Genomic DNA, 13,809 nt, shown 5'->3' on the forward strand with positions numbered 1-13,809 from the left:
TAAGCTTATACCTGTCAGTACCTGACAAATTCTAGTCTGACAGGTCCCATCAGTCCCGAAGGATCATACGGTGTATCGGGCTTGATGGTATTGACATTGCTCCAGGTTTGCCTTTGCGCTTCGGGTAGCTTACTGTCCCCAATCAGCCGGTTGACCCAGGTATTTACCACCTCAATTTCCAGATCATTAACTCCCTGCTTCAGCGCATAGGTAGCATCCAGCTTAAAGGGGGCGGTCCAGGCAGTACCAATTGTTTTACCATTGAGTTTCACCGTGGCCATTACCTTCACCGTCCCCAGATGGATATAGACGGTTTGGCCGGGTTCCAGCTTATCCAGGGTAAACTTTGTTTTATACAGCGCTGTTCCCGAATAGTTGCGGATGGCTTCATTCTCATGCTTACTCCAGTCAATCAGTTTAGGGAATACGATCTTACTGGAGGGCCCCCGCATGGCTTCATCAAAACTTAGATCCCATGGTCCATCGATGGGAACCGAAGCCATCGGTTCCGGAAAATTATTTTGAGGCGATGGCCGCCCATTTTCTTTTTTATTAAATATAACAAAACAGCTCTGGTATGCATCGAGGGATAGGGGGATCCTGATCCCGTGCGTTTCGACTGAGAAATTTTTAAGAATTCTTTTATTACCCGACACCGGATCGTACAAATAGGGCTGACCCTTGCCTGCCCGGAATAAGGGCTCAAGCGCAACCGTGCCCTCTTTTTGATTGGAGACAAAATAGATCTCTTTATCCGCATCGGAACGGTGAACAAATAAAATATTGTCGTCCGTATTTTTTTCAAAATCGGGCTTCAGATTGATTTCCTTAAAGGCTTCTTCCATGCTAAGACCATTCATCATTTTTCCTTTTCCAAAACTTGCAATCCGGTTGCTCTTGCCGTCAAGGCCTTTCCAGAGCTGGTCCGAAAGGTTCTTTACTTTTATATCGGCTGCGGGATAGTTCTGCATACTAGGCGAGCTGAAAGGCCGGGGTCCCAGGATAATCGCCCCTTCCTTTACTAATTGCACAATCTTTTGAAGCAATTCCGGGCGCATGGTTTCAAGCTTTGGTAAGACCAGCATCCCGTACGACATGCCATCGGGCAAAACAAGCCTGCCATCCTTTACACGTAGCCGGGTTTCAATAACCTCTGCGTTGATGTAATCGAACTGATAGCCTGGTGGTAACGCGGGATCGGTGACGCCTGTCATCTTTGGCGCATCTTCCCCAATAAAATATGCCACATCATTAACAGGTTTTCCCTGCTGCAGCATATAGTTGCAACGACGAATATAATCGATAAACGCCTTTCCTTGTTTAAACCAGGTATTGTGCCGGTTAAATTCTGTGCCGAACCATGCATTTACGCCCGGCTTCGTTTCAGAGGGTTGCTGAATATACACATGGAATATCGTGTTATTGATTCCTTCGGTGAATGACCAGTCGCCCCTTCTTTTCAATGTTGCCGGGTACCGCGCATAAGGATTTCCTGCTGCGGTGAATGACTCTGCTGAAACAGAATTTTTACCATAAATATGAGCCGCGGAAGAAGCAGCCCTGCACTCGATACTGCCTAAATCCCCTTCGGCCCAAAATTCCCCGCCTACTTCATTGCTCTGACCTCCGTACATCAGGAATTCCGAGGGAAATCCCCAATGGCCGTAATTTTCCAGCCAGAGGCCCAATCCGTTTTTATTACTTATTTCTCTCAATCCACCCACATAATCATAGGCAACTTTGTTGGCCACCAGTCTCCTCAAATCCCATAAAAAGCGATTGCTTTTGTCTTTGGATTCCACTACTCGCCCTGTTAGAACCGGCAACCACTTTACCGGATCATATCCATAAGTTTTTTTAAATGAACTGACGAGATCATCGGTCCAATTCTGTGAACCGGTCTCATAACTATCGGCTACCACGTACTTAAACGCCTTTCTATCTGCTTCCGGAATTTCATTTTGTATCCGCTTGATGAAGCTCTGAAAATGATCCCGAATCGCTTTTTTATTGATTTTGTCCACATCATAACCGGTCCCTTCAGGAGTGGCCGGGGCATTGGTGACCCCCGTGGGCATCATTCCATAACGCACCACGATCCATTTCCCTTTGGGCACGTTCCATTGCAGGGTTCCGTTTAGCGAAACCATTTTAGTGACATCCAATATCCGGCTCTGTCTGATCACGGCATTCTTATCTTTGATTTCAGTTTCAGCGTCCCAATGGTATTCCTTCCACAGGGGAAGCGGCGTCTGAAACATTTTTGCCAATTGTTTTTCCTCATATCGCTCAATTCTCGCCGCATTGGAAAACAGGATCTCTGCAAAACCACCGGTACCCTTGATATTAGTGAGGATCAGGCGATATTCTTTTGAAACTGCCTCGGGAAAACTGATTACAACAGGCGCCTTGGGCCTGAAACCTACACCTTTGGAAAAATTGCTCCGGTCGTAATGAAAGGATTTCAGGGTTTTGAAGCTATTGCCTGTTTTCGCCTGGATCACGATATCAGCAATGAAGGGTTGCCCCGACGGATAGATCAGCAGCGTTCTCGCGGGAAAGGGCTGATTCTTTTCCAGGGTTATCTGAAAGTTTTTACTCCCTTGGGGCACCGTTGATATCGTGCTTGTATCATTATCAAATGCTTTTTCAACCCGTATGGAATCCGGGTCAGAAACCAGTTTTACAATATTTTTATTTTGAAAATCATTTTCAAATTCGGGTTGGGGAAATGCCAGTACGGTAACCTGCTGGAATAAGGGGTCGCTATCAAATTGCCTGCTGATGGTTCCGGGGCCTTCCACAGTCATTTCCTGGGAAGCCAGGTATCGCATAGCCTGGTTAGGTTTGATCCAGGGGCCACCGCTCTGACTCCAGCCGGGACTGTTGAACAATCCAATATCTACGCCGTTTTTTACACCGGCATTCATGGCTGCATTTGTAACATCCCACCATTCTTTGGAAAACAACTTGGCTGTCCCGTACTTCAGAAACATCTCCTCTTCCGGGAAGCCCACATTGCCAATAAATGCCCGGCCAATCCCTACTTCTGCCATAGCTTCAATATCTTTTCTGACACCTGAAATTGAAATATTATTATTAATCCAGTAATAATAACAACCGGGGCGGTAGCTTAGGGGCGGATTTTTAAAGCTTTGATCCAATACTTTACTCTGGGAAAAAGTACTCAGGGAAATGATAAAACAGATTAAAAATAAAAATATTTTTGGCATAATTTATTATTTAAGGAAGCGTTTCAGTTGCTGTTTATCTGCATTAATTGAATTTAGTATTTTTCTGCGAATTCCAGTGCTGCTTCAAGGTTTATGGAGCTTTCCCAAGGTCGGTACCTTGTTCCTGCGGGTTTTCCATCTTTATAATACTCCACCCATGCTCCTGACCGGTCCAGCACCGAAATCATTTTTTTATAGATATCCGCTTTTTCGCTCCGGTTCAAAACCGAAAGATTATACAAAAGCAGCCCATAATCATAACCGACGGTGAGGCCTCCCTCAGGCCTTGACGGGAGGTTTCCTGTCTTTTGATAGGCTTCCATAATATCCCCCACCATTTTTGAAATCTCTTCTTTACTGAAAATACCCGAACCGATGTACAAAGGAATTAGTGCTGTCGACTGAATCCGGTATTTTTTGCTTTCCGCAGCCTGCAGATGGGCCTTGGGAAAGCATTTGGGACAGGCGTATCGGTTGTAGTCATTGCGTTGGGTCCAGGAAAAAAAATCGCAGCCTTCCAGTAAAGCTTCACAGACCCCATGCCTGAAAGCAGGAGCAGTTAATCCTATTCTCCTATCGGGGTTATTTGCATAAAAAACGGATCCTGTAAAAAAGTTTTCACGAAACCTGTCTTCCACCCTTTTTAGGACGGACCTGTTTTTGCTAATCCGGTCAATGTCCCATTTCTTATTCTTTTCTATCCATTGCAGGAATTGTTTACCTCCTGTGATAAATAGTAAGGTTGCTTCAGCAGAACCATCCAGCAGGGCACTTCTGGGCAGGATCCCCCCTGCCACATAGGTCTCATCCCCGTTAAACGGGAGCATTTCCTTGTGAAGATTTTTAACCTGGGAGTTCCATGCCCATTCCAGCATCGGAAAAATCTCCTTCAGGAACACCTGGTCATTAGTTTTCCGTAAATAATCAAATGCCTGCATGATCAGATAGCCCGTGATTTCCACCTCATCATTCTCATGAATATGAAAGGCATCCACGCCAATTCCCTGTGCGTTATGGATCTTACCCTTTTCCTTCCAGATCTTCCAGTAAAAGTTCAAAATTTCTCTGGCTTCTTTAATATATCCCAGTTTCAACAGACCTCTTGAAACCCCGTACTGGTCCCTGACATATCCCAGGTGATAATTATACCCGGCCAATACCGCGCCTTCAACACTCATCTGAGTTTTAATAAGTATTGCAACATCATCGATAGTTTGAAGAAGCTTATCTCTTTGAGGCAAATTCTTCGGTACCGTCTTATTAAAATTAATTCTCCGATTAGTGAAATATTTCCAGTATTTCCTGGTACGCTCCAGCAAAACGGAATCGGGCTGGTCTAATAAATCCCGCATATTCCGGATGCATTCAGGATAGGAGGGCCCGCCGCTGACCAATATCGTGCTTTCCCCCTTTTTGATTTCGATAATGCCCTCATGCAGTGTAACCTCCCCCTTCAGCAACAACTGGTGGTAGGATTCCACCGGTTGTGGATAGGAATTATAGATATATGAACCCGCAGGAGTTTTCAGTAAAAGGGCCTGGCTGACCTCCCCCTTAAAAATATCTGAGTTAGGGATGCGTTCAATTTTCCCAGGGAACCGGATGCGGAATGAAAAATCATCATAAGCCGTAATCCGCCTGATAAAAAAAGGTCTGTCCTTATCAACAAAATCTGTTATCCGGGCCACCAAATGATCGCGTCTCTTCAATTCATGTCTCCAGATGGCGGTACCTTTCTCGCGCACCGATACCACATTAATACTGCTATCAAGCTTCATTTCAAACGAAGTGGGGGGAGCACTGTAGGGAGGACCAAAGACCTGAATAATGTCTGCACCTGCCCCGTACACTGCGAGTTTGCCATTCCCCATACAAAAAATATCCTGACCCGCTGACTCAGTAACTGAAGCCAGAATAGCTAGAGGTAAATATAAAATAGCAATGATATAAAGTTTACTAATCATATCTAATAATCACGCTGACTGTCATGAAATAAATCCATTCAAATTCGTCCCCCGCTCCGTTGAAAGTTTATTTTCCTGAGTGTTTAAAGACTGATTTCACGGCCTCCAGGTATTTCATTTTGAAAAGAGTATCTGGTTCCAGGTAGCTACCCTCGGACCACTCATTCCACGCATTAATAGTTATCAGTTTTGGCTGGTCTTTATGCGTTTCTGCATACTCCTTTGCTTTTACAAGATACTTTCTGAATTTTTCAGGTGTGGAATTATTGATATAGCCCGCTCGAAATAAAAACCTCGGATTCGCGTCCCAGCTTACGGTTACGTTCGGGAAATACGGCGCTGTAAAATCCTTGTCAAATGTCTGCCACATAGCCACGGAGGAGTCCGCCCATTTTTCATAATCTCCGTCGGGATTTCGGAGATGGGCCCAGCAATAATTGGTCAGGCTGTTGAATCCGAAATACTTCAGCACAGCATCCTGGGTTTCAATCTTATCTCCGGGGACTCCTGCAATACTGCTGGGCAGCGCCGACCAAAGGATGGCCTGTAGATGAAGACCGGGGAAACCCGCTTCAACCGTTTTTTTCCTGAAATACTCAAGGGCGTCTTTAGCCGCTTCTGCGCCCCCAAGGCCATCAATGAAGGTCTGGAGTTCATACAGACAGAAAACCGGTTTACCATCTATCTTGTAGTAAGAAGGATCCTTAAAATATTGACTGATCACCCGGTCCACCACGATATCAAAATTTTTCCTGTCGGCTCCCCCTTTCCAGTACACGGAATCAATTTTCGGATTCTTCACATCCCAGTAGGAGGTGGCGTCATGATTTGCCCACATGATATAAAACTTCATCCTACCGTTATTAGCCTTCAGAAACCCGTTATTGATACAATCTTCCAGCAAAGGTTTTCCTTCATACCAGTACCAGTCGAAAATAAATACATTCACTCCGTGATTTACAGCCGCGTTGACTTTCTTATCCATCACCTTAGGATCGGCTTCATCCACGTATCCCCATAACGGCACTTTGGGCTGGCGATGTCCTGAATCCTTGGGTACCGCATGGTAAATGATCTCCCACTCCCCTTTCTTTTCCGGAAAAATAAATTCAAGCCTGGGTTCATAATGGTAGGCAGGCCAGTAAAAAGCTGCCACATCAATTTTCTGGGAGCTTTGCTTGGTTGTATTACAGGATATCATGAAAACGATTCCAGTAATCGCCGCCAGACCAATAAATTTAAAGTGTTTCATTTGTCATTTATTTTTGCGCTTCCTCAATTAAGATACAATAGTTATTTTATTTTTTGTCTATTCAGCTCCATGATCTCAAAAAAATACAAGCAGGTCATATATGTTTGAAAACAAATACATTCTATTCCTTCGAGCTTATTTAAACTGATAGATATAATTAAACCTGGCACCCGGAGCAGCATCCCCATTCAGGTACCAGTCTAATGGATCTTCTTTCTGCATATTGTCGCTCCACTTAAATTCAAAAGAAAAAGCAGCTTCAGACAACTTCAGTGCAGCGCGCGGGACGGTTATCATCATTTTATCGCCGACAATTATATATTTTGCTTTCCAGTTCTGAAGGGCTACCCATTTATTCTCCCGGAACACTTCGATGTCCGAGCCCCTTACAATCCTGTAATCATAGCCTTCCCAGCCCGTTCTAAAATTTCTGTCGGTATCGATGTAAAGTCTCATCCAGTTATTACCTGCCGGAGGGGTGATATCCGAAACGGTTTGGGCATAAAAGAATAAGTCTTTCTTGCTAGTCGCAACTTTCAGAATATGGAAATCATTTCTGCCGGTGTTGTTTGTATATCTCGTTACCGGCAGGGATTGAGCTCCGGGATGATCCCTTTTCTGCGTATCACCGGTATAATCCAAAAATTTAATCGGAACTTTCTTCCAGTCATCCATTTTTCCGATGATTCTGAAATCCCGATCTATTGTTTGAGCTTTAATACCTTTATATTTCCTGATATTATTCACTGTCTGCATATAGTAATCATCTTTCAGCCCCGCGGTGAGGCTGGGTTCAATATCCCGGCTGTATTCCGGGCTTGCCTGATCGCAAAACCAGGAATGCCGGGAATTCTTGTCCTTACTGTCCCACCTTCCCGCGATCCATTCATTCCAACCCGTAACGAATATGAACCTTGTATTTTCTTTTAACGCATCATCCCATTGCTCTTGAAAATTATAACCATAAAAAATATCTTTCTCCGGATTTCCGTGGCTTCCACCACGATAACTCCTGCCCCAGTTATCCATATTTCCATAAAATGCGGACCCTCCCATACCTGCTGTGGGATTGGGATGCTGCGCAACTGAAACATTCAGAATTTCCCTTTCTCCCCGATCATTGTAGTGCACTTCAGGTTTTCGTTTAAAACTGATCCAGGGCCATCCATTGACCACCGTTGGAACCGTGGGCCATTGGGACTCGCGGAAAGTAAAAAAGTCCTCATAGTTTTTTCCTTTCGCTTCTTTTGTTACACCAATGATCAGTGGTTTCCCGTCCATGTAAAACCAGCAACTGGGATATCTGTAAGGAGCTCCAGTCTTATAATAATAGTCATAGATTTCCTGCATAGTCTCTCCTGATCGGGTATTGGTATAATAAACAATCTTAGGAGGATTCTTTCCCTGGGCCCCTACTGCTTCCATGGCCTTCAGAAGGGCTTCCGATTGAGTTGGATAGGTCAGCCGGTTGGTGGCATCAATCACGAGCAGGTCCACGCCCGCATCAGTGAGCAACTGGATATTCCGGAGGTGTACCCAATAATCATCACCCCGATAATACCCATAAATCGGTTCGCCCCAAAAATAATATGACCCTTTCTTCCCTCCCCAGCGGGAATCATCAGCATCCTCAAATACTCCCGGGGTTTTTGTAAACAATTTATATAAATCCCAATGATACGGTGAAGTAGGAGACCCCTTATCACCCTGCCACAAAAAATAGAACATCGCAATATACCTGTCGGGCCTCGGATCCCCAACTGCGTCGTTTTGCAATAGTACGCGACCCAGATCATCCGTTCCGGCCAGGGGTTGGGCCTTTGAATACAAAGTAAACGAACAAAGAAACAGTAGCATATAAACTTTCATCATAAATCAATTTAAGATCAGGAATTACTGTTAACACTAAAAGCGGTATCGGTAATTGAACCGTCCCGACGGCGCAACATCGCCATTGATCCAAAAATCCATGATGTCATTTTCGTTTTGCATATTATCGCTCCATTTAAAACCAAAATCCGCGGTGGCATCAATTCCCAGCATTTTTTTTGGGACTTTGATCTCCATTTTATTACCAGAAACTGCATAATCCAGATCGCCCACTTTTTCCCAATACCAGGAAGCCTGGGCTTTCTCTAAAACAGCTTTAGCACCAGGATTCGTCCTGTTGATCAGAAAATCATAACCTTCCCAGCCTGTGTTTTTATTCTGATCGATATCAATAAAAAGCCTCATCCATGCGGGATCCGTTTTGGGGGTCAGTGTATTAGCAGTTTCCACATAGAAGTAAATATTTTCGCTATCCCGGGCCACCTTTGCGAGAACGATATCGTTTCTGCCGGTGTTATTTTGATAATGGAGGCTCCCCCAGCCGGGGCTGTCCCTATGTGCAGTACTGCCCTTATGAGCTTTGTACACGGGGGTTACAGTATTCCATTCCGTGAATTTCCCGTCAATACTGATGGTTTTGGGAGCTGATACCGGATCTAGTACCGGCACCCCTTTGAACTTCCTGATATTATTCACCATCTGGTAATAATAATTATCACCGTGGCCGCCTTTCATAGGTTCAATATCCCGGCTATTCTCCTGGTTGAACTCATCGGGAAATGCATTAGGCTGTTGTTGCCACATATCATATCTGCCTGCAATCCATTCGTTCCAACCGGTAATAAAAATAAAGTCCGGGTCGATCTCAAGTGCACGATCCCATTGTTCCTGAAAGTTGAACCCGTAATTAACGGCGCCAGATTCCGTATCATGTCCTTTTGCATCCGTATAACTTCTACCAAATGCACCCGGGGCATTCATCGCCGTTAACCCTCTTTCTTTTGACCAGTTTTGAGAAACACCAACCGTCGCCTGCTCAAAACGTCCGTTGGTCTGTTTCACAAAACCGTGCTGGGGATAGATCTCCAGCCAGCCCCAATGATCGGCTCTTTCGGGGCCTTTGTTATATACCGGCTGACCAGGCCGGAAGGTAAAGAACCGCAGCAACTCCTGTTTTAATTGGGGGTCTTCAGGTCGATTTTTTATCTCATCCGCAAATTCGGACGACCCCATCACAAAAGGCTTTCCTTTCCAAACAAACCACAAATCCCTGTATTTTCCGGGTTTGTACAGATCTCGATAGATCTCTCGCAAAATCTCTTTTCCTCCGTCGGAGGTCCAGAACGGAAGCATGAAGGCTATTTGAGGGGTTTTAACTCCCTCTTTGCGCGCCTGCGTCCAAACCTCACAAAGCTTTGTGTACGATTCTTTCCAGGTAATATTTCCGTTTGTACAATCAAAGATCACTACGTCCACACCGGCGTCAGCCAGCATTTCCGCATGTTTTCTTAGCACCCATGAATCGGTGTCAAGATAGTATCCAAAGAGGGGTTCCCCCCAGAACCAGGGACTATTTCTTTTCGGCCAAATCTCATTTTTATAATCCTCGAGCGCTTTAGGGTTCCGAGTCAGGTATTCCGTAACATTAAACGGCGGATTCTTCATGCCCGGCTGGGTATGCCAGGTCCAGTAAAAAATCCCAACCAGTTTGTCTTTTTTGGGTGTGCCAACCAGTTCGGACCCTGGGAGCTTCCTGCCTAGGGCATCAGTGGCAGTTGCGCTGATACCCGGTGACTGGGCTGTTACCGTTTGGATAAGGCAAAGAATAACAAAGCTGAATAAATACTTCATATCTGAAAAATTTAAATGCATTATTTGAAACTGATCGGATGCCAATAGGTGTTCCAGTTAGCCCAACCTTCGCCGTAGGCGTACGATAGGTACTGGGGCCTGGCCGGATCGATCTGTCCCGTTTCGTCACCACTCCAGCCACAATTATGCAGACCTGCTTTCAAATTAGACCTGATATCTGCTTTTCGCGTAAATCTCAATCCATCAGAAGACTCCCAAAGAATCAAATAACTATTGGGTGTCAGGCGCGAGGCGGTATGGATCGCGTAGAATTTTTTTAAGTCTTTCCGATATTTGACATCGCAATGATCCGCGGCCGTGATACCCGTTTTATCCACGGCCACTGCTTTAGTACGCAGACCCGCCGGCCAGTTCGGATCCCTGGTATTGGAAAGCGCAACCCGGGTTTCGTTCTTCCCTTCATCGATCCAAGAATAATAGAAAAAAAGGCTGTCTTCTTTAACGACCATACAGGGTTCACCTGCTCCATAAAAATCCGGATTCCCATTGTAGGTGATCACCGGTTGTGGATTGCCTCCCCAACCGGTCCCATTCCATTTCTCGTAAGGTCCTGTGGCTGAAACAGACCTTGCCAGGTACACATGATTATCCGTCCCCCGTACGTCTTCCGTAGAAGTATAGCCAATATAGTAATAACCGCCAAACCTGATCACTCCCGGATCGCAGTTGGACAGCTCGTCCCTGGAAAATTCGGTGGGCTTTAGCACCATTTGTTCAGGTCCCCAGGTCTTGCCTCCGTCAGTTGATTTTTTGTAAGAGATCTGGTCCCAATACAATCCTCCGGAGCTCTTAGCAATAAAAATCCTGGATTCAAACGACGGGGCGACCACCTGCCCGTTTAAATAACTTACCGAAGCACTGTAGGAGCCTTCCTTCTTCCACACACCCGCGGTTCCTTTTGCATCGCTCAACACCCAGAAATATTCACCCGCCGGAAACAGGCTTTCACTGGCTAATGAAATACTCTGGTTGTCAGTGTAATTAACATAGGTTTTTGAGGCAATGGCTGCAGATTTTAGCGTAGATGTATAATCCACCTGCCACTTATAGAGACTTATACTTATGGAGCTATTTGTGGTCTGCCAGCTCGGGCATAATACTCCTATGGAATAAAATGGCACCGAGGAACTGAATTTTTGTGCGGCGGTATTCGTCCCGGATAATGGCACCGCTTTATGGATACCGTCGCGATTAAATAGCTCCACGGCTTCACCGAAACTGGCGCCCGGAGCGGAAAACCAGGCTTCCACAACCCCATTACCACTTTCAATAATTGAGGGCCCGTAACGGTATCCTCCCCCGGAATAAATATCCCAGCCAGAACCAACACTGAACACCGGGTTATAGGTATCAGGCGGGGATGACGGAATTTTTGTTTCTTTTTCTTTTCCGCAGCCTGCAACAAAAAAAACACATATAACAAAAAAACGCCTCATGTTTCATTGTTAATCCCACCCGGGATTTTGCCAGTTTTGTCCGGAAAGGCCCATGATTTTGGTTACTTCTTCCTGAGGTACAGGATACATCAGCCATTTATCCTGCCAGCTATTTCTGTCCATTAATTTGATTCGCTGATATGTATAACCTGAAGACGATGGTGTGACACGCATAGCGGTAACAAATTTTCCGTTTTCATTCAGAACCTTCCAGCGTCGCAAGTCAAAGAATCGGTGGTCTTCAAATGCAAACTCGATTTTTCTTTCGTTCCGGTACTTCTTTGCAAATGCTTCTTTTGTCATGCCTATTGGAAACGGAGGCATTCCTGCTCTGGCCCTTACTGCGTTTACAGCCTCTCTTGCAGACATGGAGCGGCCGTTAGCAGAAACCGGCGCATCAGGACCCACAGACTGATTTGCTGCTTCGGCAAAGTTCATATATAATTCGGCCAGCCTAAACATGCGTGCCCATCCATCCGCATTGTTACCCGGTCCTGATCTCCAATTATTATATTTCCTTAGATAATATCCCGTGCGGGTGTGTTTGGTATTGAAATCAGATATCTCATCTGCTCCCCCAACGTAGGACTGAACTTTCCTCCCGCCGATGATCTGAACAGGTGTCTTCGCACCATCTGTATATAGTTTAGTAAACTGACCCGGAGCGTAAGCGATACTGCTCATATAATTGCCCTGTGTGATAACCCCTTTAAAAAAACTGACTGCCGGTGGCTGGGTATCGTTCATTTTCCATACCCCTACCGTTCCGGTTCCATCACTTAATACCCATAAATAATCGCCCGCCTGCTGCTCGGGAAAATTAAGTTCCAGCGCTGCCCCATCCGCGAAATTGACAAAAACTTTCTGAGCCAAGGGGATGCCGGCTATACTTCCCGCATAAGTATTGTTCCATCTATACAGCGTAAAAGTCAGCCTCCCGGTCGAACTGCCCCAAGTGGGGCATACAGCATTGATAGCTGTAAAGGCCGCGGTCGCGGTAAATTTCATGCCGGCACTTCCCGGATCAAGTGAAACGGGCGCCTGGTTATAGTAAATGGAACTATAAAACCTCGGATCCCGTCCCACGTAGGGATTATTAGGATCATATTCTGAATTGCTGTTGATGATCGGTACAAGATGCGCAACATCAGAATACCCTAAAATGGGCGCTTCACCGTTGATCATCTCATAGCTATCGACCATTTCCTGTGAAGGTGAAGGTCCGGTGCGATTAATACCGGGAGTAGTTGGCAGGCCTGCCCACTGCCAAACCGGGCATTGGTTAACACCCCATATTGTCTCTTTATCGACTGCTCTTCGGTCGTTAGGGTTGGTCAGAAAATACAGTGCATAAGCGTTCTGGGCAATATCGGGCGACGGAGTCACATTAAATAACCTATAATCGTTTGCCAGGCATTGCTGCAAAGCCTCGGCGGTGACCTGTGTGGCGTTGGCCCATGTGTAGGTGCCATCACTCCACAAAGGGCTGGCAGCATACAGAACTGCTTCAGATTTAATGGCATAGGGAACCGCCCGGTGCATTTTATTGAACTGGTTATCGTAAATATTCCAGGAGAAACCATTCTGTGTGTTTGGTGCCATTAAGGCCGAATCGCAATCTGCAACAATCAGCTTCACTACTTCACTGAAGCTGGCACGCCGATCCTTCGAAAAATCGCGGTTGATCTCAAGGGGTTCAGTAAAAATTGGCACTCCGCCAAAACGCTTGATGAGTTGAAGATAATACAAGGCTCTCAGCGTGTGAGCCTGGGCCACCCATCCTGCCTTCTCCTCGTCGCTTACCACCACAGTGGCCGTTCTTATGGCCCTGAGAAATGAATTACATTTTCTGATTCCCTCAAAGAGTCTACCCCAGGGCTGTCCGTCCTGCGAAGCCCCGCCATAAGTTGAGGAATTGACCGTTCCGGCATACCAGAGCGCATAAGTTGAGGAAGGGGATACGTCATCGGCATCATGCGCTTCATCCGTATATGAAGCCCGATCCATATAGGGTAAGGGTGTATAGAATCCGGGATTGCCATACAGGGAATTCAGGTATCCCCTGGTACGGTCGTAATCATTAAAAATTTCATTAATACCAATACGGCCATCGGTGGGCAGGTCGAGCGCCTTATTGCAGGAGAAAAGCGATACTGCAGCGATGATTATCAAATAGATCCTGTATTTTTTCATGTGTATATTTTTTCTTTTTAACCTTGGAT

General features: G+C 45.7%; 7 protein-coding genes. All 7 read right to left on the bottom strand.

Annotation, left to right across the window (positions count from 1 at the left end):
• Positions 1 to 14 precede the first annotated feature (14 nt).
• Complete coding sequence (locus tag AC3WS5_RS10175; RefSeq protein ID WP_492467257.1) at positions 15 to 3,233, bottom strand: glycosyl hydrolase; 3,219 nt, start codon at positions 3,231 to 3,233, stop codon at positions 15 to 17.
• Positions 3,234 to 3,286: 53 nt separating this feature from the next.
• On the bottom strand, positions 3,287 to 5,197 hold the full coding sequence (locus AC3WS5_RS10180) for a hypothetical protein (protein WP_492467259.1): 1,911 nt from the start codon (positions 5,195 to 5,197) through the stop codon (positions 3,287 to 3,289).
• A gap of 67 nt (positions 5,198 to 5,264) precedes the next feature.
• Entirely contained in the window at positions 5,265 to 6,449 is a 1,185-nt protein-coding gene (locus AC3WS5_RS10185) for a glycosyltransferase WbsX family protein (RefSeq protein ID WP_492467261.1), read from the bottom strand.
• Positions 6,450 to 6,584: 135 nt separating this feature from the next.
• Positions 6,585 to 8,321, bottom strand: coding sequence for a hypothetical protein (locus AC3WS5_RS10190; protein WP_492467263.1), 1,737 nt, complete (start codon positions 8,319 to 8,321; stop codon positions 6,585 to 6,587).
• A 33-nt stretch (positions 8,322 to 8,354) separates the two neighbouring features.
• Entirely contained in the window at positions 8,355 to 10,130 is a 1,776-nt protein-coding gene (locus AC3WS5_RS10195; protein ID WP_492467265.1) for a glycoside hydrolase family 71/99 protein, read from the bottom strand.
• Positions 10,131 to 10,150: 20 nt separating this feature from the next.
• Positions 10,151 to 11,587, bottom strand: a complete 1,437-nt coding sequence (locus AC3WS5_RS10200) for a glycoside hydrolase family protein (RefSeq protein WP_492467266.1) — start codon at positions 11,585 to 11,587, stop codon at positions 10,151 to 10,153.
• A 9-nt stretch (positions 11,588 to 11,596) separates the two neighbouring features.
• Positions 11,597 to 13,780 (bottom strand): RagB/SusD family nutrient uptake outer membrane protein, encoded by a 2,184-nt coding sequence (locus AC3WS5_RS10205; RefSeq protein ID WP_492467267.1) that lies wholly within the window; start codon positions 13,778 to 13,780, stop codon positions 11,597 to 11,599.
• Between the last annotated feature and the right edge of the window lie 29 nt (positions 13,781 to 13,809).

The sequence above is a fragment of the Niabella sp. CPT15-335-S11 genome (assembly GCF_058792415.1).

Bases quoted from the DNA above. Each gene is read 5' to 3' on its own strand.
- AC3WS5_RS10180 (WP_492467259.1), bottom strand. From the start codon at position 5,197: ATGATTAGTAAACTTTATATCATTGCTATTTTATATTTACCTCTAGCT.
- AC3WS5_RS10175 (WP_492467257.1), bottom strand. From the start codon at position 3,233: ATGCCAAAAATATTTTTATTTTTAATCTGTTTTATCATTTCCCTGAGT.
- AC3WS5_RS10205 (WP_492467267.1), bottom strand. From the start codon at position 13,780: ATGAAAAAATACAGGATCTATTTGATAATCATCGCTGCAGTATCGCTT.
- AC3WS5_RS10190 (WP_492467263.1), bottom strand. From the start codon at position 8,321: ATGATGAAAGTTTATATGCTACTGTTTCTTTGTTCGTTTACTTTGTAT.
- AC3WS5_RS10195 (WP_492467265.1), bottom strand. From the start codon at position 10,130: ATGAAGTATTTATTCAGCTTTGTTATTCTTTGCCTTATCCAAACGGTA.
- AC3WS5_RS10200 (WP_492467266.1), bottom strand. From the start codon at position 11,587: ATGAGGCGTTTTTTTGTTATATGTGTTTTTTTTGTTGCAGGCTGCGGA.
- AC3WS5_RS10185 (WP_492467261.1), bottom strand. From the start codon at position 6,449: ATGAAACACTTTAAATTTATTGGTCTGGCGGCGATTACTGGAATCGTT.